At 68.8% G+C, this 26,699-nt stretch carries 20 protein-coding genes and 2 tRNA genes; 9 read left to right on the top strand and 13 right to left on the bottom strand.

Annotated elements, in window-relative coordinates:
- Positions 1 to 18: 18 nt before the first annotated feature.
- The 3 genes from R2J75_RS04895 to R2J75_RS04885 all read left to right on the top strand — a co-directional run bounded on the left by R2J75_RS04895 (position 19) and on the right by R2J75_RS04885 (position 3,823).
- Positions 19 to 2,397, top strand: a complete 2,379-nt coding sequence (locus tag R2J75_RS04895) for a TOTE conflict system archaeo-eukaryotic primase domain-containing protein (protein ID WP_279341907.1) — start codon at positions 19 to 21, stop codon at positions 2,395 to 2,397.
- Complete coding sequence (locus R2J75_RS04890) at positions 2,394 to 2,813, top strand: hypothetical protein (protein ID WP_243331591.1); 420 nt, start codon at positions 2,394 to 2,396, stop codon at positions 2,811 to 2,813. Before R2J75_RS04895 ends, R2J75_RS04890 begins: the two co-directional genes overlap by 4 nt.
- A 122-nt stretch (positions 2,814 to 2,935) precedes the next feature.
- The gene (locus R2J75_RS04885; protein WP_316411178.1) at positions 2,936 to 3,823 is read left to right on the top strand and encodes an HNH endonuclease; all 888 of its coding nucleotides are present in this window, start codon (positions 2,936 to 2,938) and stop codon (positions 3,821 to 3,823) included.
- 318 nt (positions 3,824 to 4,141) lie between these two features.
- On the opposite strand, the gene R2J75_RS04880 is transcribed toward R2J75_RS04885, so the two are convergent.
- Positions 4,142 to 4,393 (bottom strand): hypothetical protein, encoded by a 252-nt coding sequence (locus R2J75_RS04880; protein ID WP_243331588.1) that lies wholly within the window; start codon positions 4,391 to 4,393, stop codon positions 4,142 to 4,144.
- 61 nt (positions 4,394 to 4,454) lie between these two features.
- Between R2J75_RS04880 and R2J75_RS04875 the strand changes: the two genes are divergently transcribed.
- Both R2J75_RS04875 and R2J75_RS04870 read left to right on the top strand, forming a co-directional pair.
- The gene (locus R2J75_RS04875; protein WP_243331585.1) at positions 4,455 to 5,318 is read left to right on the top strand and encodes a type IV toxin-antitoxin system AbiEi family antitoxin; all 864 of its coding nucleotides are present in this window, start codon (positions 4,455 to 4,457) and stop codon (positions 5,316 to 5,318) included.
- Positions 5,296 to 6,183, top strand: coding sequence for a nucleotidyl transferase AbiEii/AbiGii toxin family protein (locus R2J75_RS04870; RefSeq protein ID WP_279341908.1), 888 nt, complete (start codon positions 5,296 to 5,298; stop codon positions 6,181 to 6,183). The genes R2J75_RS04875 and R2J75_RS04870 overlap by 23 nt, the downstream gene beginning before the upstream one ends.
- Before the next feature lie 107 nt (positions 6,184 to 6,290).
- Here the strand turns inward: R2J75_RS04870 and R2J75_RS04865 are convergent.
- Positions 6,291 to 6,365: transfer RNA gene (locus R2J75_RS04865), tRNA-Glu, on the bottom strand.
- 30 nt (positions 6,366 to 6,395) lie between these two features.
- Positions 6,396 to 6,472, bottom strand: a tRNA-Lys gene (locus tag R2J75_RS04860).
- 101 nt (positions 6,473 to 6,573) lie between these two features.
- On the opposite strand from R2J75_RS04860, the gene R2J75_RS04855 reads away from it, so the two are divergent.
- On the top strand, positions 6,574 to 7,032 hold the full coding sequence (locus tag R2J75_RS04855) for an NUDIX domain-containing protein (protein WP_243331581.1): 459 nt from the start codon (positions 6,574 to 6,576) through the stop codon (positions 7,030 to 7,032).
- Position 7,033: 1 nt separating this feature from the next.
- Here R2J75_RS04855 and R2J75_RS04850 read toward each other — a convergent pair whose 3' ends face one another.
- The 7 genes from R2J75_RS04850 to R2J75_RS04820 all read right to left on the bottom strand — a co-directional run bounded on the left by R2J75_RS04850 (position 7,034) and on the right by R2J75_RS04820 (position 21,523).
- Complete coding sequence (locus R2J75_RS04850) at positions 7,034 to 9,043, bottom strand: fibronectin type III domain-containing protein (RefSeq protein ID WP_316411177.1); 2,010 nt, start codon at positions 9,041 to 9,043, stop codon at positions 7,034 to 7,036.
- 469 nt (positions 9,044 to 9,512) lie between these two features.
- Entirely contained in the window at positions 9,513 to 11,504 is a 1,992-nt protein-coding gene (locus R2J75_RS04845; protein WP_316411176.1) for a fibronectin type III domain-containing protein, read from the bottom strand.
- A gap of 94 nt (positions 11,505 to 11,598) precedes the next feature.
- On the bottom strand, positions 11,599 to 13,608 hold the full coding sequence (locus tag R2J75_RS04840) for a fibronectin type III domain-containing protein (RefSeq protein ID WP_316411175.1): 2,010 nt from the start codon (positions 13,606 to 13,608) through the stop codon (positions 11,599 to 11,601).
- A gap of 199 nt (positions 13,609 to 13,807) precedes the next feature.
- Entirely contained in the window at positions 13,808 to 15,883 is a 2,076-nt protein-coding gene (locus R2J75_RS04835) for a S46 family peptidase (protein ID WP_316411174.1), read from the bottom strand.
- Between the two features lie 8 nt (positions 15,884 to 15,891).
- Positions 15,892 to 17,952, bottom strand: a complete 2,061-nt coding sequence (locus R2J75_RS04830) for a S46 family peptidase (protein ID WP_243331566.1) — start codon at positions 17,950 to 17,952, stop codon at positions 15,892 to 15,894.
- Between the two features lie 20 nt (positions 17,953 to 17,972).
- Complete coding sequence (locus R2J75_RS04825) at positions 17,973 to 20,012, bottom strand: S46 family peptidase (protein ID WP_316411173.1); 2,040 nt, start codon at positions 20,010 to 20,012, stop codon at positions 17,973 to 17,975.
- Positions 20,013 to 20,089: 77 nt separating this feature from the next.
- Positions 20,090 to 21,523: a sensor histidine kinase gene (locus R2J75_RS04820; protein ID WP_243331561.1), complete on the bottom strand. Its 1,434-nt coding sequence runs from the start codon at positions 21,521 to 21,523 to the stop codon at positions 20,090 to 20,092.
- Positions 21,524 to 21,619: 96 nt separating this feature from the next.
- On the opposite strand from R2J75_RS04820, the gene R2J75_RS04815 reads away from it, so the two are divergent.
- Genes R2J75_RS04815 through R2J75_RS04805 form a run of 3 tightly spaced genes read left to right on the top strand, consistent with a single transcriptional unit; the run spans position 21,620 to position 24,180 of the window.
- Entirely contained in the window at positions 21,620 to 22,831 is a 1,212-nt protein-coding gene (locus tag R2J75_RS04815) for a sensor histidine kinase (protein WP_243331559.1), read from the top strand.
- A 9-nt stretch (positions 22,832 to 22,840) separates the two neighbouring features.
- Positions 22,841 to 23,446 (top strand): RNA polymerase sigma factor, encoded by a 606-nt coding sequence (locus R2J75_RS04810; RefSeq protein WP_243331556.1) that lies wholly within the window; start codon positions 22,841 to 22,843, stop codon positions 23,444 to 23,446.
- Complete coding sequence (locus tag R2J75_RS04805) at positions 23,443 to 24,180, top strand: cupin domain-containing protein (RefSeq protein ID WP_316411172.1); 738 nt, start codon at positions 23,443 to 23,445, stop codon at positions 24,178 to 24,180. The genes R2J75_RS04810 and R2J75_RS04805 overlap by 4 nt, the downstream gene beginning before the upstream one ends.
- Before the next feature lie 2 nt (positions 24,181 to 24,182).
- Here R2J75_RS04805 and mtnA read toward each other — a convergent pair whose 3' ends face one another.
- Genes mtnA through R2J75_RS04790 form a run of 3 tightly spaced genes read right to left on the bottom strand, consistent with a single transcriptional unit; the run spans position 24,183 to position 26,693 of the window.
- Positions 24,183 to 25,190: an S-methyl-5-thioribose-1-phosphate isomerase gene (mtnA, locus tag R2J75_RS04800; protein WP_394365876.1), complete on the bottom strand. Its 1,008-nt coding sequence runs from the start codon at positions 25,188 to 25,190 to the stop codon at positions 24,183 to 24,185.
- On the bottom strand, positions 25,187 to 25,843 hold the full coding sequence (locus R2J75_RS04795) for a class II aldolase/adducin family protein (protein WP_243331548.1): 657 nt from the start codon (positions 25,841 to 25,843) through the stop codon (positions 25,187 to 25,189). The genes mtnA and R2J75_RS04795 overlap by 4 nt, the downstream gene beginning before the upstream one ends.
- A 7-nt stretch (positions 25,844 to 25,850) precedes the next feature.
- Positions 25,851 to 26,693: a hypothetical protein gene (locus tag R2J75_RS04790; RefSeq protein ID WP_279341910.1), complete on the bottom strand. Its 843-nt coding sequence runs from the start codon at positions 26,691 to 26,693 to the stop codon at positions 25,851 to 25,853.
- Positions 26,694 to 26,699: the final 6 nt, after the last annotated feature.

The following is a 26,699-nucleotide window of genomic DNA, read 5'->3' as shown; positions in this document are numbered from 1 at the left end:
GAACCTGGAAGGAGCAGCATGGATCAAGTCGCCCTGTCGTTGCGCCTGCAGGACCTGGAACGCCTGCTTGCGGAAAACCTCGAGGAGGCGGATCGGTTGCGGGCCGAAATCCTGGCGTTGCGGCGGATCCAGGTTCCCCATGCCTCTTCCGAAAGGGCCGGAGAGGCCCTCGGCCCTTCAACCCCCGCATCCAAGGTCGCCCTGTTCAGGAGCCTGTTCCGTGGCCGGGAGGATGTCTACCCCCGCCAATGGTTCTCCAGGAAACCGGAAAGGGCGGGAAAACCAGGGTATTCCCCCGTTTGCCTGGTTCAGGGCCCTGAACCGGAGTACGCGCCCCTGACCGACCAGGTGGTTCTTGATCATCTCCAGGGAAGGCATGTCATCGGACTGTATCCGCTCCTTCGGGACGAGACCTGCTGGCTCCTGGCGGTGGACTTCGACAAGGAAGGCTGGCGCGAGGACCTGCAGGCCTTCGCCCGAACGTGCCGGTCCTGGGGCGTCCCCGTCTCCCTCGAACGGTCCCGGTCCGGGAGTGGCGGGCACGCGTGGATCTTCTTCCGGGAGCCGGTTCCGGCCATCCTCGCCCGCAAACTCGGCAGCTTCCTCCTGACCGAAACCATGGACAGCCGTCATCAATTGGCCATGAGCTCCTATGACCGTCTGTTCCCCAACCAGGACACCTTGCCCAAGGGGGGCTTCGGAAACCTGATCGTCCTGCCCCTCCAGTTCGAGGCCCGCAAGACCGGCAACACCCTGTTCCTGGACGAGGCCCTGGAACCCCATGCGGATCCCTGGACCTACCTCGCCACGGTGGAACGTATGGCGCCCGGGGAAGTGGAAACCCTCGTCGAGAAGGCCTCGAGCCGGGGCCGGATCCTGGGAGTGCGTTTCGACGCCATCCAGGATGGTTACGAATTGACGCCCTGGGAGCGCCCACCTTCGGGCAAGGCCAGGAATGCGGTCCTGGGCCCCATGCCGGAAAGGGTCGGAGCAACGCTTTCCAGCCAGATCTTCCTGGAGAAGGCGGGGCTGCCCCAGGCTTTCCTGGCCGAGGCCAAGCGGCTGGCCTCCTTCCAGAACCCGGAGTTCTACCAGAAACAGGGCATGCGGTTTTCCACCAACGGCACTCCGAGAATCATCTGTGCCGCCGAAGACCACCCGGCCCATCTCGCCCTGCCGCGAGGCTGCAGGAAGGAACTGGAGAACCTACTCACGGTCCACGGTTCACGTCTTGAGGTGGAAGATCTGCGCTTCGGAGGGCAGCCAATCCAGGTGGAGTTCCAGGGAACCCTGACCGCCCTCCAGGAGGCGGGATCGCGTGCGCTGATGGAGGAGGATATCGGGATCTTCGTCGGGCCGCCCGGAACGGGCAAGACAGTCCTGGGAGCCTTCATGACCGCCGCCAGGGGCGTGAACACGCTCATCCTGGTCCACCGGAAGCCGCTCATGGAGCAATGGCGCGCGCAACTCCAGGCATTCCTGGGGCTGGACGCCAAGGAGATCGGTCAGATCGGCGGCGGCAGGCACAAGGCCACCGGCAGGATCGATGTGGCCATGATCCAGAGCCTGGCCACCCGGGAAGGCGTGCTTGACCTCGTGGGCGAGTATGGCCACGTGATCGTCGATGAATGCCACCACGCCCCCGCCGTCTCCTTCGAACGGGTCATGCGGGCCGTCCGGGCCAGGTTCGTTCTGGGGCTCACCGCGACCCCCTTCCGCCGGGACGGCCTGCAGCGTCTCCTTCACTTCCAGTGTGGGGAGATCCGCTTCCAGGGGTCCGCTTCACACGGCCACCCCTTTGCCAACCGCCTTGTCCTGCGGGAGACCCGGTTCTTCGGTGAAGGCGCGATCCAGGACCTCTACGCCGCGCTGGTGTACGACCCCATGAGGAACGCCCAGATCGCCAAGGACGTCCGGGACGCGCTGGGCGAAGGCCGCTCTCCGATCGTCCTGACGGAGCGGAAGGACCACTTGGAGCGCCTCAAGGAGGCCCTGCAGGATGCCGCCCAGCATGTCGTCATCCTCCACGGAGGCATCCCCGCCAAGCAGCGCAGGCTCGCCCTTGAGAGGCTGGCCGAAGTCCCGGAACGGGAATCCCGGCTGATCCTCGGGATCGGGCGGTACATCGGCGAAGGGTTCGATGACCCCCGGCTGGACACCCTGGTCCTCGCCATGCCCATCGCCTGGAAGGGAACCCTCGTCCAGTACGCGGGGCGCCTCCACCGCCTCCGAGAAGGCAAGGAGGAAGTCAGGATTTACGACTACCAGGACGCCTCCGTGCCCGTCTTCCGGAAGATGTTCGAAAAGCGCCTCAGGACTTACCGGTCCATGGGGTACCAGCCTGGAGAGACTTCTGGTCAGGGCGCCCTGTTCACCGACACCTTGGACGAGCCATGACCACCGAAAAGGAATTGCGCGAGAAGTTGCGGAAGATCGAGGCCCTGTTCGCAGGCGCCTCCACCCATGGGGAGCGCGCGGCGGCCATGGCCGCCCGGGACCGCATCCTGGAGAAACTGCGAGAGTTCGAATCCACGGAGCGCCCCATCGAGATGCGCTTCACCCTGGCCGACGGGTGGCAGGTGAGGCTGTTCCTGGCCCTCTGCCGCAGGTACGGATTGAAGCCCTACCGCCGGCATGGCCAGCGGAGGACGACGGTCATGCTGTCGGTGGTCCCCCGGTTCGTGAACGACATCCTCTGGCCGGAATTCAGCCAGTTGGCCGAGGCCCTGGGGGATTATCTGGAAGAGGCGACGGAGCGGATCATCCGGGAAGAGGTCTTCAGGAATACAGACGCGGATGTCATGGCGGATTGACGTCCATAGTCATCCAGAGCGTCCGCCTTGCCGGCGACCGTGGGCGAGGATCAGCATCGGGTTCTACAGGCGCAAACAACCAGATGCCCGGCCAACCATGGGACCTGGTAGCCTGGTCCATCATGTCCAATGCAGTCTTCACCGCGTCGGTGGGCTCGATCTACGACGACCTGCCGGAATTCCGGTACCACTTCCCCCAGACCTATTTGAATCAGGTCAAGGCGGCGGTGGGGGACTGGATCGTCTACTACGAACCCAGGCGAAGCCTGCGGGGCGGAAGGCAAGCCTATTTCGCCATGGCCAGGGTGCTCCGTGTAGAGTCCGACCCACGCTCCCCAGAGCATCACTATGCCTACCTGGACGGGTACCAGGAGTTTGACCGGGCGGTGGGATTCCAAGGGCATGGAACCTACTGGGAATCCGCCCTCCAGAAATCGGACGGGAGCACAAGCAAGGGCGCCTTCGGGCGTGCCGTTCGAACCCTCCCGGCCTCCGAATTCGAAGCGATCGTCCGGGAGGGATTCCATCGCCAGTTGGCCCCCTGGGAGGCCAAGGACGCGGCCCTGGCCCAGGGCATTCCGGAAGAGGCCGTAACCTGGGACGCCCGACCCCTTGTGGCCCAGTGCATCACCCGTCCCTTCAGGGATGAGGCCTTCAGGCGCAAGGTCCGCGAAGCCTACCGGGAAACCTGCGCATTCTCCGGCCTGCGACTCATCAATGGGGGAGGGAGGCCGGAAGTCCAGGCCGCCCATATCCGTCCCGTGGCCTCGGATGGCCCGGATTCGGTAAGGAATGGCCTCGCGCTCACCGGGACCCTCCACTGGCTCTTCGACCGTGGGTTGCTGACCATCGAGGATGACCTGCGTATCCTGGTCTCCCCCCGAGGCCTGCCGGACGACCTGGGCAGGCTACTCCGTCCCGACCGCCTGTTGATGCCTCCTGAGCATCCCGACCACCGCCCCCATCCGGTCTTTCTCGCCTGGCACCGGGAGCATGTCTTCAAGACCTGAACCGTAGTGGCCGCCCTTCAGGCCCCACTAACAATTCATCATTCTGGACGTCCACCGGAAAACGCCCCGGAAGACCGACCACGCACCGCGGCGCCCGGCCTCGCCAGTCCTCGCCCCACCCCGGGGTACCCCGAATGAGGAAGTAGTGAGGAAAACGGCCAAAAACGAAGGAGCCGGAGGGTCTCTCCGGCTCCTATGTCCTGCACTTGCTTTGGTAGGGCTAACGGGATTCGAACCCGTGTTGCCGCCGTGAAAGGGTCAAGCCTGGCCATTCAAATGGGCAAGCTTATTATTTGCTTTAATAAAAAACAAATCCAATCAAACAGGATGCGCGTGTCCCATGCTGTATTCGGAATCTTGTCCATGATACATGAACAATGTAAAATATTGGACAATCGGCTTGACGGATGGCAAACGAGCTTTATCCTTAAATGCAAATCGTCCAAGAAACATGAACACTGCAAAATATTGGACATCCATGATAGCCGGACCTGCCCCGAACTGGACCCCCACCCTGGAAGCAGCCCAGGAGACATTGCCTGCCGCGCTGGGTCTAACCTTGGCTGCCATCCAGGTTCCCGGTGAAGAGGCCTGGAGACTCGAGGTCCGCTGGCAGGCTGGAGGGGCCGCCTTGCAGGTCATCGACCGGCGCATCCAGCGGACGGAAGAGTTGGCGCTCCTGAAGGGCAGGATGGAGCAGACGGCAGGAACGGTGCTGGTGACCCCCTACCTCACGGCCCATCTGGCCCGAAGGTGCGTGGAGTTGGGCCTACAGTTCATCGATGGCGCCGGCAACATTCACCTCAGGCTCCCAGGGCTGCACCTCTGCATCATCGGCAACAGGGCCCCGGAGGACCAGGATCGCTTTGCGCGGAATCACACCTTCAAGGGGTTCAACCGCAAGGGGCTCCAGGTGGTGTTCGGCCTCCTGGCGGATCCAGCCCTGCTGCAAGCCCCCTACAGGGAACTCGCAAGGGCGACGGGTGTCGCGGTCGGCACCGTCGGGGAGGTTCTCAAGGACCTGGCGGAGGCGGGTCTCCTCCTGAACCAGGGACGAAAGCGCGCGCTCATCCAGGAGGACCGGCTGCTGGAGGGCTGGATCGCCAATTATCCCTACAAGCTGAGGCCCAACTTGAATCCGCGACGCTACCGCGCCCTGCGCCCTCAGGGATGGCCGACGGACACGCTCGATCCCCTGCAAGCCCAGTGGGGAGGCGAGGTCGCGGCGGATCGTTTGACAGGTCACCTGCAGCCGGCGCGATTCATCCTCTACACGGTGGTGCCGCCCGAGAAACTGGCCACCCACCTTCGCTTGCGTCCCGATCCTGCGGGGGACGTGGAAATCCTGGAGCGGTTCTGGCATTTCCCGAATCCTCCGGGCTATCCTGCCGACCTGGTGCCTCCCCTCCTGGTCCATGCGGACCTGATTGCCAGCGGTGATCCCCGCAATGTCGACCTCGCCCGGATGATCCATGTCACCCATCCCGCTCCGTGAAGGCCTCCACCTGGACCCCGTGCTTGTCAGGGTCCTGGCCCGGGTGGACAGTGCGGCCAGGGACCTGGGCGCGCCCTACCTTCTGACGGGCGCCATGGCCCGCGAGATCCTCCTCGTCTTCGTGCATGGCCTGCCCCGCGGACGGGCCACGCGCGATGCGGATTTCGGTATCCAGGTGGAGGATTGGGCGTCCTTCGAATCCTTCAGACAGATCCTCCTGGAAGGTGTTGGGTTCGAGGCGGATCCAGTCATCCAGCACCGCCTCTATACGCATGCGGAAGCGTTCGGCGTCCGGATGCCCGTGGACCTGGTCCCCTTCGGCCCCCTCGAATCCCCGGGTGGAATCATCCGCTGGCCGCAGGACAAGGATGTGGTCATGGACGTGCGGGGCTTCCACGTCGGCATGGGAAACACCCAATCCATCCAGGTGGAGCCCGGCCTGGTGGTGCCGATTCCCCAGGTCGAAGCCATGATCCTCATGAAGGCCCTGGCATGGAAGGATCGGGGAGCCGTGACCCGCGGACGGGATGCTGTCGATCTGGTGGAACTCCTGGAGCGCGCGGAAGACCTGATCGGCCTGGAAGCCCTCTATGACAACCACATGGAGACCGTGGAGCGGAATGGCGGCGACCCCAGGTTGGCGGGCGCCGAGGTATTGGGATGGAGGGCCCGGAATTGCGCACCCCCGGAACTCGGAGATGAAGTCGAGGCGATCCTGGGGCAAGGCCTGGAGGCGAATCTGGTCACCCAGGTCCTGGCTGGAAGCGGCGGCGGGGAGGTTTCCCGGCGCGCGGAGGCCATCACGGCCGTGGTCCGGGCCTGCATACGTGGCCTGGGCATCTTACGCGGAAGGCCCAGTTCATGACCCAGAACCTCACCGCATTTTGGAGCATTTCGTGGAGCACGCCCGGCCAGGCAATGAGCCGTGCCGATTAAAAACAAGAACACCCTTGATTACTCAAGGGTGTCTGCTGGTAGGGCTAACGGGATTCGAACCCGTGTTGCCGCCGTGAAAGGGCGGCGTCCTGACCCCTAGACGATAGCCCCCCGGGGTGTGGAACTTGGTGTGTTTTCAAGTGGTGAGCCCTGCCGGACTCGAACCGGCGACAATCTCCTTAAAAGGGAGGTGCTCTAACCAGCTGAGCTAAGGGCCCATGCCGCTGCCGGCGAATGATCAGTTTGCCTTCGGAGCGCTTGAAGGTCAAGGGTTGCTTCGGGGAAGCGGGGATCCCAAGCTGACTGGGGGAGGTCCGGCATGGAGGAGCCGAAGGGCTGGCGCGTCACGGTGGCCGTGGTGGTGGAGCGGGAAGGCCGCTTCCTGGTGGTCGAGGAGACGGATGGGGTTCACCCCGAGCGGGTGTTCAACCAACCGGCTGGTCACGTGGATCCGGGAGAGACGCTCCGGCAGGCCATGGTCCGGGAGACCTGGGAGGAGACGGGCCTGGACCTCACCCTGGAGCACTTCCTGGGCGTCTACCAGATCCAGGCGAAGAACGGCCGCGACTACATGCGCTTCGCGTTCACGGGGTCGGTCCCCCCGGACGCCGAGGCCCGGCCGCGGGATCCGGAGATCCTCGCCTGCCACTGGCTCACCCGCGAGGAAATCGCCCGCAGGCCGCGATCCTCCGCCGTCCTGGCGGTCATTGACGACTACCTGGCCGGCACCCGCCACCCCCTTTCGGCGGTGGAACGGGTGCTGCGGGACCGGGCCTGAATCACTGCTCGGAATAGAGCACGTAATCCATGGGCGCCGAACTGGCGCTGTAGGGATATCCGGTGGACTGGAGCACGCGGACCTTCCCCTGGGACGTGAAACCCAGGAAGGGCGGGAGGTTCGGCCTGGGTCCCAGGATGACCCTGTTCCAGGCGCCGCTGGCGTAGGTCACAAGGAGACTTCCTTGGCTGGTCGGGCAGGACAGGACCAGCCTGTCGCCGGCGGGGCTCACCTGCACCGGGAGGGCCATCATATTGGTGGTCACGCTGGCGAGGACCGTCGGCAGGGTCCACGTTCCGGCGATCCGGTGGCTCCACACCAGGTCGTCGCCGCCGTTATAGGGGTAGTGCGGGCGCACCAACAGCACGTGCAGGTCCCCATCCGAGGTCGCGGAGATCGCCAACGAGGAGGAGGCGCCGTACGAATTTCCATCGGTGGGCAGGGCTTCGGAGGCCCACGCGCCGGCGCCGGTCCGTCGCAGCACCCACGTTCCGTTATAACAACTGACCAGGACAGCCGGCGCCCCGGAGGCGTCCAGGGTCAGGGCCATGTAGGAGATGTTCGCATTCGCCGGCAAGGCCGAGGCCAGCGTCTCCGTCGTCCAGGTGCCGTTATCCGCCTTGAAGGCGTAGGACAGACCCCCGTTGGCGGCCATGAACAGAACCACGGGATGTCCATTGGCGTCCAGGCGCGTGAGGGGGGTGGGGGCATAGCTGGGCAGCACGGCACGGGTGATTTCCTCCGACTGCCAGGCGGATCCATCGAACCAGGCATGGACGAAGGCCATATCGTTGGTCCCCTGCATGACGATGCGGGTGTAGACCCCATGGGGGTGGCTCGACGCGTCGGACAGGACCCAAGGATCGGCGGAGGCGTTGGCATTGGGGAAGGTCTGAGCCGCCCAGGTCCCGCCCACGAGGTAGTTGATCTGGCAGGGCATCGAGGAGGAACCCGAGGTTCCCAGGATCCAGGTTCCGTCAGGCGCCAGGGCGCCCGAGAGGGCCACCGGGAGTTGGAGGAGGGAAGGCGTCACAGCCAAGCCGGGCGCGGTCTCCGGCAGGGTGGCCACCTTCGCGACCGGGCTCGGAGCTCCGGAGGTGGCCCCCGCGATCCTGGCTTCCACGCGATAGGTGTAGTACCCGGTGGCCAGTTGGAGATCGTCATAGGTGGTCGCCGTTGGCGCCAGCGTCGCGACGACGGAGAAGTAGGGGTAGGCATCCAGGCCCGAGGACCGCAGGACGACCACCGAGGCCGCGCGCGCGCTCCGGTTGGTCCAGCTGAGGTGGACGCTCTCGAACCCGGGCGTCGCGACCAGATCGATGGGGGCGCTGAGGGAGGTCTGCACGCTGTTGCCGACGCTGGAGGCGGAGGCCTGGCCCTTGGCGTAGGTCACCCGGTAGGAGAGATAGACGCCCTCCGGAACGTCGAGGTCGGTGTAGGTCGTGGCCCCGAACATCACGGACGGGATGGGGGTCCAGACGGTGCCGGCCGTGGCAGAGGAGCTGGCAATGCCGCGCTCCAGGGTCAGCGTATCGGCGATGGCGCTGTTGTTGTACCAGGTCACCTTGTAGCCGCCGCCCACCTGCTCCACGTAGGGATAGGTCGGGGCGCGGAGCGGCGTGGTGACCGAGGCCACGTTGCTGTAGGCGGAGACGTCGGTTCCGCGCTGGCAGTTCATGCGGAAGTTCAAGGCCGTGAGTTCAGGCAGGCCCAGGGTGCCGGTCGTGTAGCTCGCACCGGTCCAGGTCGACGGGAGAAGGCTGTTGAGGTTCAGCTTGACGAAGCTGCCCGATCCGAACTGGCCCTCCACGTTATAGCCGTCGAAGGTCTGGCTGGGCGGGGTCCAGGCCAGTTCGATCTCGTCCGTATAAGCCTCGGACCATTTCGCGCTGAAGTTGGTGGGCGCCGTGAGGGATGAACCCTTGCCGCCCCCGCCGCCGCTGCAGCCGGCGAGGGTCGCGAGCGCGAGGAGGGCCGCGCAGATCGAGGTTCGGAGAGGGTTCTGGAACATGGAGGCTCCGGAAGGCCAGGGGTGGGGTGCCCGCATGGGGCGCGGATCGGAGCCCGGCAGGCCGGTAGCCGGGTCCCCGGGGCGGCGGCCCCGTGCGTCCTGAATGGAAAGGGATGGCTCCAGTGTACCAGCTAGGATCTGGCATAAAAAGCCCCGGATCGAAGTCCGGGGCCTTTTATTTTCATGGTCTTGAGGCAGGTTTCCCGCGGGTTTCCGCGCCGGCCTCCTGGTCGTGCGTCCCGCCCGCAGCGGGGGGGAAGGACCTGGGCGCCCAGGCTCCGAGTGCAGCGTCCGCAAAGTTGCCTGAATCATCCGAGGGGAGCGGCCGCTGCACTTCCATCGGGGGCATAGCCCCCTATGGCGTCGGGAAGGCAGTGCCTTCCCGACTGTCGCCCCGGGCCCCCAGACCCCCGGCAAGTGCCGCTCCCATCGCGTACGGATTTTCCAAGAGACTTGGCGGACGCGGCTCCTAGCGTTCCGAGAAGAGGAGGAAGTCCGTCTGGGTCTGGGGCGACCCCATCACAAACCGGAGCTTGCCCTCGGGGGTGAACCCCAGCATGGGGCCCACCCCATAGGCCAAGCCCAGGTTCGGCGTGATCCAGGCGCCCTGCGAATAGACCAGGAGATGGGTCCCCGTGCCGTCGAACGCGGCGCAGGCGATGCGGTCGCCGGCGGGGCTGACCCGGTACTCCCCGCCGGGCATGAGGGTGCCGCTGGCGGTCATCAGGACGGTGGGCGCGCCCCAGGTCCCGGAGGCGCGCCGGACCCAGACCAGTTCATTGGAGGCAGGGGAGGTTACGGGGAGGTGGGCCCTTCCCACGAGGAGGTGCAGATCCCCGTCGGCGGTCACCGCGAGCCCCAGCCGGGAGAGGGACGTATCGGTGGCCCGATCCAGGGGGACGGCCTCGGCTTGCCAGGTCTGGGGACCGGTGCGCCGGGCCACGTTCCAGGTGGTGGCATTGGCGATCGCGACGACGGGTACGCCCGCCGCGTCCAGGGACAGCGCATACCGGATCGCCCCCCCCGCAAGCGGCGGCTGGACTGCGGCCAGGGATTCCGTCATCCAGGATCCATCCTCGCCTTTGAGCGTGCAGGAGAGGACCCCCGAGGAGAGCGGGGCCACCACGACCGGGTTCCCGGACCGGTCCAGACTGGCCAGGATGGGGAGGGACCAGAACCTGTCATAGTCGCCGGTGGCGAGCGCTTCATCCTGCCAAACGGACCCATCGAACCAGGCGTGCCGGAGCATCTGGCTGGAACTGCCCTGGATGGCGGGGCGCAGGTAGAGCACGTGGGGCTGGTCGGAGGCGTCGAGCAGGATGCCCGGCTGGGCGAACTTCGTGGCATTCGGGAAACCCTGGGACGTCCACGTGCCGCCGGATGGCAGGTAGACCTGGCTGGAGCTGCTCCCGCCCTGCAGAAAACCGATCACCCAGGTCCCATCCCTGCGAAGGGCCCCGAGGTTGACACTCGGCCACTGGACCGAGAGGCCTTCGAGGGAGAACCCGGGCGTGGCGGCCGGCAACGCCGCGCCCAGCACGGTCGGGCTGCTGACGGTCATGGTGGGTTCCGGGTGCCGCGCCTGGATTTGGTAGAAGTAGGTGCCCGCGGCCAGGTCCAGATCGTCGTACGAGGTGGCCGTCGGCGGCAGGGTGGCGAGCTCGGTCAGGCTGCCCCCCCCATCCTTACCCGACTGGCGGAGGACCACCAGTGAGGTGGCGCCCGTGGTTTGGTTGGTCCAGGTCAGGTGGACGCTGGCCGGCCCCGGGGTGGCCACCAGTTGGGTGGGGGCGCTGATGGACGTCACCTGGGAATTGGAATAGCCGGACATCGAGGCCTCGCCCTTGGCGTAGGTCACCCGGTAGGAAACGCTCATCCCTTCCGGCGCCTCGAGGTCCGTGTATTGGAGATCCCCGAACCGGACCGACGGAAGCCGGGTCCAGACCTTGTCGGAAGGCGTGCTTGGCGAGGCGACGCCCCGCTCGAGGGTGAGGGTATCGGCCACCAGGCTTGGGTTGGTCCAACTGACCTGGACATGGTCCGCGTAGAAGTACGCCCCGACGTTCTTCGGGGCCCGGAGGCGGGTCATGAGCGTTACGACGTTGCTGTACGCGGAGACGCGGGGGGTCCGGAACGTATTCATGCGGAACCGGAGTGGGACCAGTTCGGGCAGGTTGTTCAGATTCATCGGGAACGAGGAACTGGTCCAGGCAGCGTGGATGTACTCCGTGTTCAGACGTACGAAGGGGCCGGCGTCCACCTGGTATTCCATGTTGTAGCCGTCGAGTTCGCAGGTCGGCGCGGTCCAGGAGGTGATCATCATGTCTTCGTAGTCCGGGGACCAATGCGCGGCGAAATTCGTCGGGGGATCGAGGGCCTCCTGGCCCTTGCCGCAGCCGGCGAGGGCCGCGAGCACGAGCATGGATACCAGACCCAGGGGATGAAGGATTTTGGAGATCATCGATACCTCGGACAACGATCGGGGAGGGCATCCGCGCGGCGCACCCGGAAAGGATGCGGCCGATCAGGAGCAATGCGAGGGCGGAGGCGGGAGTTCATGGCTCGGTGTACTGGACGTAATCCGACCAGCCATTGGCGTACTCATAGCCCGCCTTCTGGAGGACCCGCAGGCGCCCATCGGACATGAAGCCCAGCAGCGGCGGCGGCTCCAGCGCGGGTCCCAGGACCACCTGGGCCCAGGCGCCCTGGGCAAAGGCCAGCAGGGTGTTGCCCAGGGGGGTTGGACAGGCGACGATCACCCGGGTCCCATCGGGGCTCGCCTTCGCCTGGATGCTGGGCGTGGGGGACGCGTCGCGGAGGGCGACCAGGGTCGCGGGCGAACTCCAGGCTCCGCCGCTCCGTCGGCTCCAGGCCAGGTTGTACGTTCTGCTGAGGAAGGTCGTTTCCATGGCCAGGAAGAGGTGCAGGTCGCCATCCGCCGTGGCTACGAGCGAGCCGCGTCCGCCGTACTCCGCCAGGCCGCTGGGAAGGGCCTCCGCGACCCACGCGTCGGCACCGGTGCGGCGCAGGAGCTGGGGTCCGGGGTAATCCCCCGCGAGCACGGCCGGTGCGCCGGCCCCGTCCAGGATCAGGGTGAACCGATCACACACGAAGCCCACGGGCAGGAAGGGATCCAGCGTCTCCGACTGCCAGGTGCCGTCCTCCCCCCTGCTCATGTAGATCAGGTCCCGGGCGGAGGTCAGGAAGAGCACGCTGGGATGCTGGCTGCCGGCCGGCAGTACGAAGGCCGGCGGGGCGAAGCCCGTGGGCAGGGAGGTCCGGGTGATTTCCTCCTCCTGCCAAGCGCCCCCGTCAAACCAGGCGTGCACAAGGACGGATTGAGAACTCCCTTGGGCGACGGGCCGGGCCAGGACAAGGTGGGGCCGGCCCTGGGCGTCCGACGCGAGGCCCGGCGATGCCAGCCGGGTGGCGCTGGCGAACGCCTGCGTGACCCAGGTGCCATCGACCGGATGGAAGACCCGGCAAGTCGAGGAAAGCCCGGGCGGAATGCCCAGGAACCAGGTCCCCTGGGGGGCCAGGGCCCCGAGGCTGCCGCTGGGCATGGCAGGGAGGATGCTGGGGACGACGGTCAGGCCCGGGACCGCGGCGGGTCGGATCGCCACCTTGACGGCCGGACTCGGGGCTCCGGCGAAGGCTCCGGCGGCCCTCGCCTCCACCCGGTACGTGTAGTACCCGGTGGGTACCTGGACGTCGTCAAAAGAGGTCCCCGTCGGCGGAAGGGTCGCGATGGGCAGGAATGTCGGGTCGGCGCCCAGGGTCGAAGCGCGGGCGACGACGACGGAGGCGGCCGCCGTGCTCCGGTTGGCCCACGTCAGGTGGACGGAATCGGCCCCCGGCGTCGCCACCAGGTTGACGGGCCCGTTCAAGCCGCTCGTGAAGACCAGGCTGGTGGAGGAGGTCGAGGCCGCGCCCCTGGCGTAGGTCACCCGATAACAGATTCCTGCGCCTTCCGGGGCCGCGAAGTCCGTGTAGTCGAGGGCGCCGAAGGCGACGCCGGGGATCTGCGTCCAGACGGCGTCGGGCGCGTACCCGTTCGGGGTGACGCCCCGCTCCAGGGTCAGCGAATCGGCCACAAGGCTGTTGTTGATCCAGGTCACCCTGTAGCCACCGATCACCTCGGTCGTCACGGGGCGCGCCGGGGCCCGGAGCGGCGCGATGAGGCTGGCCTCGTTGGAGTACCCGGAAGTCCCGGACCCGCGCGTGGAACTCATCCGGAAGGAGAGGGGCGTGAGTTCGGGAAGGGTGGACAACGGGATCGGCCAATGCCCGTAGGTCCATGCCGGATTGTACAGGCCCTCGGTGTTCAGCCGGGTGTAGCCGCCCGAATCGATCCGGAATTCCGCGTTGTAGCCGTCGACGGGTTGGGCCGGGGCGGTCCAGGTCAGGTGCGCATGGTCCGCGAAGGTGGTGGACCAGCTCGCGGTGAGGTGGGTCGGCGGTTCCAGGGGAACCTGCGGCTGGCCCCCGCCCCCGCTGCAGCCCGGGAGGATCGCCAGGGCGAGGAGGGCCAGGCAGTTCAGGGGTCGAAGGGGATGCTGGGCCATCGAGGGCTCCGGAAAACCAGCCGGGCATCCCCCCGCCTGGAATGCGGGCTGGTTCCGGGCGGACCGGAAGCCGGGCCCCGGGGCGGCTGCCCCGAGCGGGATGCCAAGAGTACGGATGCCTCAAATCTACCAGCAGGCGTCAGGAATAAAAAGGCCCCGGGGAGGGGCCCCGGGGCTTTTCGGTTAAGGGATCCGGGAGCTACTTACCGCGGATTTCCTTCACGATCTCCTTGGCCTCGTAGACCTTGTCCAGGGCGGCCAGGATGGCCCGGGCGTCCACGGAGATGCCGCGGTTGGCGCGGCCGTCGTAGAAGAAGTGGCCGGGGAGGCTCTCGATGTTGCCATCGAAGATGAGTCCCACCAGCTCGCCCTTGCGGTCCACGACGGGGCTGCCGGAGTTCCCGCCGATGATGTCCACGGCGTGGGCGAAGACGAAGGGGGTGTCCATGTCGAGGGCGGCGCGCTTCTCCATCCAGCGCTTGGGCAGGGCCCAGGCGCCGTGCTCGGCCTCGGGGCCCCAGCCCGCGGCGCGATCGAACATGCCGCCGAAGGTCGTGAAGGGCTGGATGAGGGTCCCGTTGGCGGGATAGCCGGCCACGGGGCCGTAGGCGAGCCGGAGGGTGAGGGTGGCGTCCGGATAGACGGTCTTGCCGTAGGCCTTGAATCGGGCCTTGGCGATGCGGGCGCCGTGCTCGGCGATGACGGCGTTGATCGCCTCCATGCGCTTGCGGAACTCCCGGTTGGGGGCGTCGAGGATGCGGGCCATCCGGATCATGGGATCGGTGCTGGCTTCGACGGCCTTCCTGCCGCCCTCAAGGAGGGCCTTGCGGACGGCGGGATCGGCCAGCTTCGAGCCCTCGACGGCGGCCTTGGCCGCGGCCTCGGGGGTGCGGCCGTCCAGGATGGCCTTGATGTACGCGGGAGGGGCGCCGGCGGCGGCCTCCTTGAGGCCGAAGGCGAACTGGGCCGTCTCCAGGGCCGGGAAGAAGGGGCGCTCGTTGAGCAGCCGGCGCTTCACGGCGTCGAGGTTGGCGTCCTTGTACTCGTCGAGGCGCTTCTCGGCGGGGAGGCCGGCCTCGTCGGCGAGGCGGACCAGGGTCAGGGCCTGGCCCAGGAGGGTGCTCCCCAGCATGGCGCCGGAGCGCGCGTTGGCGAACTGGCTCTCCTCGAAGAGCGCCTTCTGGGCCTCGAGGGCCTTCTCGATGGCGGACCAGCTGCCCTTGGCGTCGGAGCCGGGATCGGCGGCCACCTTGGCCTTGAGCTCCTCCTCGTCCTTGCGGATGCGGTCCATGGCGGACCTGTCGCGGAGGCCGGACACGTAGCCGGTGGAGGCCTTGATGCTGTTCTCCAGGCCGAAGATGAGGCTGTTGACCTGGCGGCGGTTCTCGGGGGAGAGGCTGCCGTAGGCCAGGAGGGACTCCCGCTGGCGCTCCATGGCCTTGATGCGCCGGGGCAGGCTGAACTCGCCGGCGTGGAGCATCTGGGCGAAGGTGGCCAGCCGCTCCGTGGAGCCGGGGTGGCCGACCACGAAGGTCAGGTCGCCGGCCTTGACGCCGGTGGAGGTCCAGGTGAGGTGGTGAGCGGGATGGTAGGGCTTGCCGTCCTCGTAGACCCGGAAGAGGGTGAAGTCCAGGTTGTGGCGCGGGTAGGTGAAGTTGTCCGGATCCCCGCCGAAGAAGGCCACCTGCATTTCCGGGGCCATCACGAGGCGGACGTCGGTGTGCCGCTTGTAGGCGTAGATCCAGGTCTCGCCGCCCTGGTAGAGGCGGACGACGTCGGGGCTGAGGCCCGTCTTCTCGCGGACCTCCTTCTGGATGCGGGCCAGCTCCTCGCGCCGGGCCTTCTGGGCCTCGGCCTCCGACAGGCCGGGCTTCACCGCCTTGGCCACGCGGTCGGTCACGTTCTCCATGGAGACGAGGGTCCGCAGCTCCAGGCCGGGGACCTTGAGCTCCTGGTCACGGGAAGTGGCCAGGAAGCCGTCCTTGATGAAGTCCTTCTTCAGGCGGTCCGAAAGGAGCTGGACGGAGCTGCGGCCCACGTGGTGGTTCGTCAGGACGAGCCCGTCGGCGCTGATGAAGGAGCCGCTGCCGCCGCCGAAGTGGATGGCGGAGAGGCGCACATGGTCCAGCCAGGCCTGGTCAGGCGCGAAACCGTAGGCCGCCTTCATCTTGGCGACGGGGAGGTTGTCGAACGTCCACATGCCTTCGTCGGCGCGGAGGGCGGATCCGGCGGCGAGGGCGGCGGCGAGGGCGAGGAGGGGGAGGCGGGTCCTCATGGCTGCTCCTATTTGGCGTTGATCTCGGTGACGAGGTGTCCGGCGCCGTAGACCTTGTCCAGGGCCGCCAGGATGGCGGAGGCGTCGACGGAGATGGCGCGGTTGACCTTGGGATCGAAGAAGAAGCGCCCAGCGTTGGATTCGATGTTCCCGTCGAACACCAGGCCGATGAGCCGGCCCTGGCGGTCCACCACGGGGGAGCCCGAGTTGCCGCCGATGATGTCGTTGTTGGTGATGAAGTTGAAACGGGTCCTCAGGTCGAGGCGGCCCCGGGCCTCCTGCCAGCGCTTCGGCAGCTCCCAGGAGTGGTCCTCGGCCTCCGGGCCCCACGCGTCGGCACGGTCATAGAGGCCGCCGAAGGTGGTGAAGGGGGGCGCCAGGGTGCCGGCGGAGGGGTAGGTCTCGACGGCGCCGTAGGTCAGGCGCAGGGTGAAGGTGGCGTCGGGATAGACGGAGCGGCCCCGGACGCGGAAGCGGGCCTGGGCGATCCGGCCGCCGTGCTCCGAGAGGATGGCCTGGACCTCGCGCTGCTCCTTGCGGATGGGCTTCTGGATCTCCAGGATCCTGCGGGCGAGCACCAGCATCGGGTCCTTGGCGGCGGCCTCGGATCCGCCGGAGAGAAGGCCCTCGCGGACCTTGGCGTCCATGAGGCGGGTGCCGGAGACCAGGGCCTCGGCGGCGGCCTCGGGGGTGCGTCCCTGTAGGGCCGCGGCCACGAAGGGATGGGCCGCGCCCAGCTCGGCCTGGGCGGCCTTGAGGCCCGCGACGATGCTTTCCTTCTCGAGGGCCGGGGCGGGGATGAGGGTGGCCTTGAGGCGGCCCTTCACGCGCTCGATGTCGGCGTCGCTGCGGAACTGGGGGTCCCGCTCGCCCTTGGGCAGGGCGGCCTCGGCCTCCAGCCTGGCCACCGCCAGGGCGAACTCCAGGGTGCGGCTGCCCAGCCCGCCCACGAGAGACTCCTCGACGGCGGCCTTGACCCGGCGGGCGGTGGCGGCGGCGACCTTGTCCCAGCTGCCGCCGGCCAGGGCCTTCAGCGCGGGGTCCTTCTCGACGGCCGCGCGCAGCTCGGCCTCGGCCCGGGCGACCTCGGCCATGGCCTCCTTGTCCCGGAGGCCGGTGAGCTGGTTCACGTAGACCTTGTAGCCGTTCTCCACGCCCATGATGGCGTCGGAGACCTGGCGGGCCTGCTCGGGGCCGGAAGCGGCGTAGGCGTGGAGCACCTTGCGGGCCCGGTCCAGGGTCCGGACCATGAGGGGGGTCAGGGCGTCGCGCTGGGCCTCCATCTGGGCCAGGGTCTCCAGGCGGGAGGTCCGCCCGGGGTGACCGACCATGAAGGTCATGTCCCCGTACTTGGGGCCGGAGGCGGCCCAGGCCAGGTGGTGGGCGGGGCGGTAGGGCTTGCCGTCCTCGTAGACGCGGAAGAGGCTGAAATCCAGGCAGAACCGGGGGTAGGAGAAGTTGTCCCATTCCTTGCCGAAGGCGGCGATGCCGTATTCGGGGGCCATGACGAGCCGGACATCCTTGTGGACCTTGTAGGCGTAGATCCAGGTCTCGCCGCCCTGGTAGAGGACCACGGGCTCGCAGAGCAGGCCGGTCCGGGTCCGGGCCTCCTTGAGGAGGCCGGCGAGGGCCTCCTGGCGGGCCGCGGCGGCCCGGGCCTCGTCGGCCCCGGCCGGGACGGCCTTGGCCAGCGCCTCGGTGACGTTCTCCATGGACATCAGGGTGTGCAGCTCCAGGCCGGGGACCTTGATCTCCTGGTCCCGGGTGGCGGCCACGAAGCCGTTGCCCACGTAGTCGTGGGTCGGGTCGGAGACGCGCTCGATCCAGCTGTGGCCCACGTGGTGGTTGGTCAGCACGAGGCCGTCGGCGCTGATGAAGGAACCGCTGCCGCCCGGGAAGCGCACCGCGCTGAGGCGCACGTGGTCGAGCCAGGCCGCGTCGGGGGCGAAGCCGTACTTGGCCTTCATCTTCTGGGTGGGGAGGTTGTCGAACGTCCACATGCCCTCGTCGGCGCGGAGCGCGGGGGCCGCGATGAGGAGGGCCAGCAGGGGGGTGAGGGATGCGCGCATCGGAGGCTCCATGGAACGGGTTACTTGGTAGTGATTTCCTTGACCAGGTGCTGGGCGTCGTAGACCTTGCCGAGGGCCTCGAGGATGGCCCGCGCGTCCACGGAGACGCCCCGGTTGACTCTGGCGTCGTAGTAGTAGCGGCCCGCGAGGCTCTCGATGTTGCCGTCGAAGATGAGCCCCGCCAGCTCCCCCTTGCGGTTCAGCACCGGGCTGCCGGAATTGCCCCCGATGATGTCCACGCTGTGGGCGAAGTTGTACGGCGTCTCCAGGGCCAGGCGGCCCTTGCGCTCCCACCAGCGGGCAGGGAGGGACCAGGCCCCCCCTTCCGCCTCGGGGCCCCAGGCCAGGGCCCGGTCGAAAAGGCCGTGGAGGGTGGTGAAGGGCTGGATGTGGGTGCCGTTGGCCGGGTAGCCGGAGACGGCGCCGTAGGTCAGGCGCAGGGTGAAGGTGGCGTCGGGGTAGACGCCCTTGCCGAAGATCCGGAACCGGGCCCCGGCGATGCGGCCGCCGTGCTCGGCGACCACGGCGTTGACCTCGTCCTCGATCCGCTGGCGCAGGAGACGGTTGGGCGCTTCCAGCTTCCGGGCCAGGAGGAGCATGGGGTCCCGGGAGGCCAGCACCGCCTCGCGCCCGCCCTCCAGGAGGGCCTTGCGGACGGCGGGATCGCCCAGGCGGGAGCCCGCCACGGCGGCCTTGGCCACCGCCTCGGGGCTCTGGCCGCCCAGCATGGCCTGGACGAAGGGGTGAGCGGCGCCGAGCCCTTCCAGGGCCGACTTCAGGCCATGGGTGAACAGGGCCGTCTCCAGTTCGGGATGGTAGGGGCGGTCCACCAGGAGGCGGCGCCGGGTGGCCTCCACGTTGGCGTCGTTGTATTCGGCCAGGCGCCTGGCGCCGGGCAGGGCGGCCTGTTCCGGCAGGCGCACCAGGGTCAGGGCATGGCCCAGCAGGGTGCTGTTGCAGGTGTCCACCAGGGCCTGTTCCCGCCAGAGGGCGTTCCGGACCTCCATGGCCTTGGCGATGGCGTCCCAGCTCCCCCCGGCCTTGGCCTTGAGGGCGGGGTCGGCCTCCACCTGGGCCCGCAGGTCCTGCTCGGCCTTGGCCAGCCGGGCCAGGGCCTCGGCGTCCTTCAGGCCCGCGAGGTAGCCGTTCATGGCCTTGAGGCTGTTCTCCACGTTCAGGATCTGGGCGGCGACCTGACGCTGATGTTCGGGGGAGCGGCGGCCGTAGTCGACCAGGGCCCCGCGCAGGGCGTCCAGGGCGCGGATCCGCTCGGGCCACGCCACATCCCGGGAGGCCAGCATCTGGGCCTGGGTCTCGAGGCGGGCGGTGGAGCCGGGATGGCCGGTGACGAAGGTCAGATCGCCGGCCTTGAGGCCCTCCGTGGCCCAGGCCAGGTGGGCCTTGGGATGGTAGGGCCGGCCGTCCTCGTAGACCCGGAAGAGGGCGAAGTCCAGGCCGAACCTCGGGTAGGTGAAGTTGTCGGCGTCGCCCCCGAACTTGGCCATCCGCACCTCGGGCGCCATCACCAGGCGCACGTCGGTGTGCTTCTGGTAGCTGTAGATCCAGTACTCGCCCCCCTGGTAGAGCTTGACCACCTCGGACCGCAGCCCGGTCCGGTCCTGGATCTCCTTCTGGATCCGCCCCAGTTCGGCCTGGCGCGCCTCCGGGGCGGCCTTGGCCACCCGGGCCGTCACGTCCTCCATGGCCACGAGGGTGTAGAGTTCCAGGCCGGGGACCTTGATCTCCTGGTCGCGGGTGGCGGCCACGAACCCGTTCTTCACCAGGTCGCGCCCCTGACCCGAGACCGCCTGGATGTGGTCGCGGCCCACGTGGTGGTTGGTGAGCACCAGGCCATCGGCGCTGATGAAGGAACCGCTTCCGCCGGGGAAGCGCAGGGAGCTGAGCCGGGCGTGGTCCAGCCAGGCCTGGTCCGGCGCGAAGCCGAATTTCTCCTTCATACTGGCGAGGGGGAGGTTATCAAACGTCCACATCCCCTCCTCGGCGCGCAGGCCTGGCAGGGCGACCAGGGACAGGGCTAGGCCGAGCAGGCTTGGCTTCATGGGAGGCTCCAAATATGCCTCAGTTTACGAGGCCCACGGCCGGCGAACAATGGTAAAGGTCACACGGCCCCTGCGGCTCAGGCGATGGGCACCGTGAGGGTCATGGTCGTCCCCCTGCCTTCTCCCTCGCTATGCAGGGAGATGGTGCCGTTCATCATTTCCATGAGGTGTTTGCAGATGACAAGGCCCAGGCCGGTGCCGCCGTACTCCCGGCTGTGGCCGCCGTCCGCCTGGACGAACTTCTGGAAGAGCCGGGCCTGGGCCTCCCGGGTCACCCCGATGCCCGTATCGGCCACGATGAGCGCCACCTCGCCGAAGCCCCGCTCGACGATCACGTGGACCGAGCCCTCCTTGGTGAACTTCAGGGCGTTGGACAGGAGGTTCAGGAGCACCTGGCGGAGCCGGCCCGGGTCGGCCATGACCTCGGGGACCGCCTCGAGGCCCGCGGGCCAGTGGAGCTCGACCTCGGGCTTGCGGGGGTAGCCCTGGACGATGGCCTTCACCTCGTCCAGAAGGCCTCCGAGGCCGACGGGCTCGATCCGCATCTGCATGCGGCCGCTCTCGATCTTGGCGAGGTCCAGGATGTCGTTGAGGAGGTCCAGCAGGTGCTTGCCGGAAGCGTAGCTGTCGGCCAGCATCCGGCGCATCTCCTCCTCGTCCTCGTAGAATCCGTCCAGGACGAGGCGGGTGAAGCCCAGGATGCCGGTCAGGGGGGTCCTCAGCTCGTGGCTCGTCAGGGCCAGGAACTCGCTCCGGAAGCGGTCCGCCTCCCGCAGGGCGGCATTGGCCTTCTCGAGTTCCGTGGCCTGCCGCTGGAGGGTGTCGCGCTGCTCCCCCAGGTCCCGGAAGAGCCACGCGTTGTAGATGCTGGCCGCCACCTGGCGCTGGAGGATGGTGACGGAGTTCTGGTCCTCGTCCATGGGACGGCCCGCCTCGAGGCAGATGACGGCGAAGCCCATGAGGAGGAGCTGGTTCTCGAAGGGGACGTAGTAGAGGGCCGTGTCCTCCCCGGTCCGCAGGGGTTCCAGGCATCCGCCGTGGAGCCCCTCGTCCATCCACTGGTCCTGGAAGAGGACCATGGGGGCGCCGGGGAAGGGGTTGGGGGCCGGGAGCCGGAGGGAGGTCCACACCGACCTGGGGAGGCCGTAGCCGCAGCGGGGTTCGTAGCGGGCCCCGGAATCCTCGAGGATCCAGACGACGCAGGTGCGGGCCCCGAACTCCTGCACGAGGACGTCCTGGACGACCCCGGCGATCTGGGGCGCCCGGGGGGTGGCGGCCAGGATCTCGGCCACGTGCTGGAGGACGCTCATCTGGTGGGACCGCCGGGCCAGGCGCCCCCTCAGGTCCGCCAGCTCCTGGGTGAGGCCGGAGATCTGCCGCTGCCCCTGGAGGAGCTCCACCAGCAGCTCCGTGTTCTGCCCCGCCCCGGCCAGGGGACCCTGGGCCCCGGGCGCCGCCGGGCGGCCCGCGGCGGGGCCCGGCTTGAAGGGATTGGAGGGGGCGGTGCTCATTCGCTACCAGAATGCCCTCCTGGGCGCCCAATGCAAGAATTCTTGTGGAGGCGCGGGCCGCGGCCTCAGACTGGAAACTTCAACGTGAAACCAGGCATGAAACAGGCCCATCTCAAAGCCCCCGCCACCGAGCGCCTCATCTTCTGGAGCGTCGCCTTCATCCTCCTCAGCCAGATGGCCTGGTGGATCAGCCTCCAGATCCGGGAGTCCAGGAACCTCCAGAACGCCCGCATCGCCACCATGCGGGCCGGCCGCGCCGAGGCCTGGCAGATGGACAGCGCCGAGATCCTCCGCATCGTCTTCCAGCGGGACCCCGCCTCCGACCGGCCCGGCATGGTGGAGGCCAAGCTGCCGGAGTTCCCCCCCCTGCAGATCCGGAAGGCCGCCATCGAGCAGCGCTTCCCCTACGTCGCGGTGGTCCCCGGCCCGGTGGAGCCCGACGATCCCATCCTCCTCGACCAGTCCGCCTACCTGACCCTGCGCACCGAGATCCTCTCGGCCATGGAGCGGGAGCGGACCCTGGCCCTGTGGAGGGCCGCCGGCGAGGCGGCGGTGATGGTCCTGGCGGTGCTCCTCGGCCTCAGCTACATCTACCGCAAGCTGAACAGCGAGATGGAGCTCAAGCTACGCCAGCGGAACTTCATCGCCTCCGTCACCCACGAGCTCAAGACGCCCATCGCCAGCCTCCGGGTCTGGATGGAGACGCTCTTCACCCGGGAGCTGGGGCCCGACCGGAAGGCGAGGGTCCAGCAGCTCATGGACGGCGACCTGCTCCGGCTCACGGAACTCGTGGGCAACCTCCTGGACGTGGCCCGGGCCGACGCCGGGAGCCTGGAGCTGAAGCCCGAGCGCGTGGAGCTGGCCCCCTGGCTCCGGGAGGTCGCGGACGGCATGGACCACCGCCTGGGCACCGGTTCCCTGGGCCTCAACCTCCAGCTGGGCATCGACATCTGGGCGGACATCGACCCCCGGGCCATGGCCCAGGTGGTGGAGAACCTCCTGTCCAACGCCCACAAGTACGCGCCCGAGCCCCGGAAGACGACGGTCACCCTTGACTCGGACGGCGAGATGGCCATCATCAGCGTTTCGGACCGCGGCAACGGCATCAGTCCCCGCGAGCTCCCCCGCCTGTTCCAGCGCTTCTACCGGGTGGGCGACGAGATGACCCGCCAAGTGGCCGGCACCGGCCTTGGCCTCTTTCTTTCATGGGAAATTGTGACGCTCCACAAAGGCACCATAAAAGCTTCAAGCCCCGGTCTGGGGCAGGGCGCGACGTTCACGGTTCGCATTCCCCTCGCCTCGCGGTAGGTTGGAAGGATGATTCCGCCGAACGAAAGCGATCTCATCGCGAGGGCCCAGACAGGGGACGGCGACGCCTTCAGCGAGCTTGTGGCTCCGCATCTCGGATTGTTCTTTGCCGGCATCCACCGCATCCTCCAGGACACCCTCGACGCGCAGGACGCCCTCCAGGAGGCCCTGATCAGCATCCACACCGAACTGGGGCGGTTCCAGGGGAAGAGCAAATTCTCCACCTGGGCCTACCGCATCTGCATCAATGAGGCACTCATGCTGCGCCGGTCCCGCATCCGCCGCCGCGAGGACGCCATCGAAGATTTTCTGCCACGTTTCTCCCCCGACGGGCATCTCATGAACACGGACAGGATGCGGGACTGGAGCCAGGAAGCGATGGCCCTCGTCTCGGTTGAAAGGGACCAGATGCGGGCCAAGATCCGGGAGGGCCTCAACCGCCTTTCCGATGATCAGCGGGCCGTGTTCATCTTGAGGGATCTCGAAGGCATGAACACCGACGAAGTTGCACACAAGCTGGGCATCAGCCGCGGCCTCGTGAGGCAGCGCCTCCACCGGGCGCGCCTGGGGCTCCGGGGGTTCCTGGACGCGTTCATGGCCGGGAGGCGGGGATGATTCCGCGTTTCATCACCTGCGAGCGCGCGGTGTCCATGTTCTCCGACTACGCGGATGGGTGCCTCCCCTCCAGCCGGGTCCTCCTCCTGCGCCTGCACCTCCCCCTCTGCCCCGCCTGCCGCGCCATCCTGGCGACGATGCGGGCCCTGCCGGCCCTCGTGGCCCAGGTGGACGACGAGGCCCCCGAGGCCGCCCGCGCCGCCCTGCGGGGCGCCCTGGCCCGCATCGCCCGCGGGGAGGTCCCCCCTCCCGCCCGGCCCTGGCCCGCGACGCCGGTGCCGGAGGAGGCCCGGGACCTGCTGGGGGGGAGGCCCGACCTGCCCCTCGCCATCCTCGCCGCGGCCCACGAGGCCCTGGCCGGCGCCCGGCGCCCTGAGGCGGGCCCCTTCCACCTGCCCAAGGGCATCCTGGAGCGGCTCCCCCCCGCGGACCAGTGGCGCTGGGCGGCGGATGAGGGCGGCCGCCGCAGGGCCGAACTGATCGCGGAACCCGGCGGATCCCGCCTGGTGCTGGCCTTCGCCCCCGGCGACGCCCCGGCCCCGCCCCACCGGCACCTGGGCTCGGAGAGCGTCCTCGTCCTGGCGGGCACCCTCCTGGACGACGGCCTTCCCCTCGCGCCCGGAACCTGGGTCCACCACGGGCGGGGGTCGGTGCACGCGCCGGCCGCCGTGGGGGGATGCTGGTGCCTGATCCGCGAGGAGGGGGAGACGGAGGCCGCCGAGCCCCCCCGCTGAGGTCAGCCGAGGCGGGCCAGGATGCCGGCCTGGAGGTCGGCGGCGGTCGCCACGCCCCGGTCCGTGACGAGGCTCGTCACCAGGGCCGCAGGGGTCACGTCGAAGGAGGGGTTGAAGGCGGGGGTGTCATCGGCGGCCCAGGCGCGGCCGCCCTGCCCCCTCACCTCGGCCGCGTCCCGCATCTCGATGGGGATCCCGGCCCCGGCGGGGCAGGCCAGGTCCACCGTGGACCAGGGGGCGACGGGATGGAAGGGGACCCCGTGGAAGCGGCACTGCACCGCCAGGCCGTAGGTGCCGACCTTGTTGGCGAAGTCGCCGTTGGCGGCGACCCGGTCGGCGCCCACCAGGACCCGGTCGATGCGCCCGTCCCGGAGGAGGATGGCGGCCATGGAATCGGTGAGGAGCGTGTGGGGCACGCCGGCCCGGGCCAGCTCCCACGCGGTGAGGCGCGCCCCCTGGAGCAGGGGCCGGGTCTCGTCCACGTAGACGTGGCGGACCTTGCCGGCCTCCCAGGCCCGGAGGATCACGCCCAGGGCCGTCCCCACCCCCACGGTCGCGAGGGCCCCCGAGTTGCAGTGGGTGAGGACGGCCTCCCCGGCGCCCAGGAGGGACACCCCGTGGCGGGCCATGGCCTCGCAGAGGGCCACGTCCTCCCGGAAGATCGCCTCGGCCTCGGCGGCCAGGGCCGGGGCGCCCAGGGGGATGCGCTCCGCCATGCGGTCCATGGCCCACATGAGGTTGACGGCGGTGGGGCGCGCCGCCCGGAGGGAAGCGGCCGCCTGGCGGAGCGACGATTCGTCCGCACCCGACTCCGCGAAGACCGCCAGGGCCAGGGCGGCGGCGACGCCGATCAGGGGGGCGCCTCGGACGGCCAGCCGGCGGATGTGCCCCACCATGGCGTCGGGGTCGCCGCCGTCCACCCAGGCTTCCTCCCGGGGGAGGCGGGTCTGGTCCAGGATGAGGAGCCTGCGCCCGTCGTAGCGCAGGGCGAGGGACGTCATGGGGTTCACAGCAGCCTCCTTCCGTTCCGGGCGCGGGCCTCCCGGAGGGCTTCCACCTCCTCCGGCGGGAGGGCCGCGGCGCCGCCCAGTTCCAGGGCCGCCTTGAGGATCTGGCACACGTGCTCCAGGCGCTCCACGCCCCGGTAGGCCTCCTCCAGGTCCTCCCCCCAGGCGAGGGCGCCGTGGCGGGAAAGCATGAGGAGGCGGCGCTCCGGCAGGAAGGGCGCGAGGACCTCGCCCATGGCGGCGGTGCCGGGACGGGCATAGGGGACGATGGGGACCGCCCCCGCCGCGAGGATCACCTCCGGCAGGGCGTCGGAGGGGAGCCAGGCCCAGTCCGGCCGCGCCAGGCTCAGGGCGATGGCCGTGGGGGGATGGGCGTGGACGACGGCGCGGGCCTCGGGGCAGGCCCGGTACACCGCCAGGTGCATCAGCCGCTCCGTGCTGGGCCGCCCCGCGAGCACCGTGCCGTCGGGGTCCAGGAGGGCCAGGTCGCCCGGGGCCATGCGGTTCTTGGCGACGCCGGAGGGGGTGATGGCGATGGTGCCGTCCTCCAGCCGCACGCTGACGTTGCCGTCGGCGGCGGCCAGGAGGTTCCGCCCGTGGAGGCGGCGGCAGACGTCACACACCTCCGCGCGGAGGTCGTCCTCGCGGGGGGCCATCCCGGGCCTACTTGAGGACCACCCGCTCCGGGGCGGAGAGGGTGAAGGCCACGGGCTTGGCCGCGGGGATCTTGATGATGGTGTCGGCGGTTCCGGCCGCGAGGGCGGTGCCGGCGGCGGCCCCGATGGCGGCGCCGCCCAGGGCGTGGTCGCCCTGGTTGTTGCGGCTGGAGAGGATGCCCACCAGGGCCCCGAGGGCGGCGGTGCCGCCGATGAACTTGGTGTTGCGCTCGCCGCGCTTGTCGCCGACGACGAGGAAGGTGCCCGCCTCCACGTCATTGGCGCCCACGGTGGTCAGGCGGATGCCGAGGCCCCCCTGGCCGCTCTGAAGGCGACCGGCCGGCGTGCTCTGGGCCACCACGCCCTTGACGGGGGTGCCCTTGGGCCAGACCACCCGGCCGTTCACGGAGACGGGCTCGGCGAGGGTGCCCTCCCAGGCGTCGCCCGCCTGGTCCTTGTCCGTGGCCAGGTCCCGGCCGATCTCGACGATCAGGCGGGTGTTGGCGGGCACTTCCACCAGGACCGCCCGGTCGGCGACGGCCTTGGGGGCGGCCGCCAGTTCCTGGGCCTCGGTGTGGCGCTGGGCGGCGGCCTTCTTGGCCTGGTCCAGGCGCCGGTCCAGGGCCTTGACCTGGGCCTGGCTGACGTGGATGGCGGCGTCGGCGTCGCCCTCGCCGGCCACCTTCCCGGCCTTGATTTCCTCCAGCTGCTTTTCGAGCGCGGCGACCCGGTCGTCAGCAGCCTTGGCCGCTTCCTGGGCCTGCTTCACCGCAGGGCTGGTCCGGTCGCAGGCGACCCCGAGGACGAGGACGAGGGCCGCGGCGGTGGAAAGAATGGGACGGTTGAGCATGGCGCG

It is taken from the genome of Mesoterricola sediminis (assembly GCF_030295425.1).
GTDB lineage: Bacteria > Acidobacteriota > Holophagae > Holophagales > Holophagaceae > Mesoterricola > Mesoterricola sediminis.
Note: the sequence above shows the minus strand (reverse complement) of the source record. Positions and strands in the feature narration are given on the sequence as shown.

Bases quoted from the DNA above. Each gene is read 5' to 3' on its own strand.
- R2J75_RS04830 (WP_243331566.1), bottom strand. From the start codon at position 17,952: ATGCGCGCATCCCTCACCCCCCTGCTGGCCCTCCTCATCGCGGCCCCC.
- R2J75_RS04870 (WP_279341908.1), top strand. From the start codon at position 5,296: ATGTCACCCATCCCGCTCCGTGAAGGCCTCCACCTGGACCCCGTGCTT.
- R2J75_RS04805 (WP_316411172.1), top strand. From the start codon at position 23,443: ATGATTCCGCGTTTCATCACCTGCGAGCGCGCGGTGTCCATGTTCTCC.
- R2J75_RS04815 (WP_243331559.1), top strand. From the start codon at position 21,620: ATGAAACAGGCCCATCTCAAAGCCCCCGCCACCGAGCGCCTCATCTTC.
- R2J75_RS04895 (WP_279341907.1), top strand. From the start codon at position 19: ATGGATCAAGTCGCCCTGTCGTTGCGCCTGCAGGACCTGGAACGCCTG.
- R2J75_RS04840 (WP_316411175.1), bottom strand. From the start codon at position 13,608: ATGGCCCAGCATCCCCTTCGACCCCTGAACTGCCTGGCCCTCCTCGCC.
- R2J75_RS04790 (WP_279341910.1), bottom strand. From the start codon at position 26,693: ATGCTCAACCGTCCCATTCTTTCCACCGCCGCGGCCCTCGTCCTCGTC.
- R2J75_RS04855 (WP_243331581.1), top strand. From the start codon at position 6,574: ATGGAGGAGCCGAAGGGCTGGCGCGTCACGGTGGCCGTGGTGGTGGAG.
- R2J75_RS04850 (WP_316411177.1), bottom strand. From the start codon at position 9,043: ATGTTCCAGAACCCTCTCCGAACCTCGATCTGCGCGGCCCTCCTCGCG.
- R2J75_RS04880 (WP_243331588.1), bottom strand. From the start codon at position 4,393: ATGGCAGCCAAGGTTAGACCCAGCGCGGCAGGCAATGTCTCCTGGGCT.
- R2J75_RS04835 (WP_316411174.1), bottom strand. From the start codon at position 15,883: ATGAGGACCCGCCTCCCCCTCCTCGCCCTCGCCGCCGCCCTCGCCGCC.
- R2J75_RS04820 (WP_243331561.1), bottom strand. From the start codon at position 21,523: ATGAGCACCGCCCCCTCCAATCCCTTCAAGCCGGGCCCCGCCGCGGGC.
- R2J75_RS04885 (WP_316411178.1), top strand. From the start codon at position 2,936: ATGTCCAATGCAGTCTTCACCGCGTCGGTGGGCTCGATCTACGACGAC.
- R2J75_RS04825 (WP_316411173.1), bottom strand. From the start codon at position 20,012: ATGAAGCCAAGCCTGCTCGGCCTAGCCCTGTCCCTGGTCGCCCTGCCA.
- R2J75_RS04795 (WP_243331548.1), bottom strand. From the start codon at position 25,843: ATGGCCCCCCGCGAGGACGACCTCCGCGCGGAGGTGTGTGACGTCTGC.
- R2J75_RS04810 (WP_243331556.1), top strand. From the start codon at position 22,841: ATGATTCCGCCGAACGAAAGCGATCTCATCGCGAGGGCCCAGACAGGG.
- R2J75_RS04890 (WP_243331591.1), top strand. From the start codon at position 2,394: ATGACCACCGAAAAGGAATTGCGCGAGAAGTTGCGGAAGATCGAGGCC.
- R2J75_RS04845 (WP_316411176.1), bottom strand. From the start codon at position 11,504: ATGATCTCCAAAATCCTTCATCCCCTGGGTCTGGTATCCATGCTCGTG.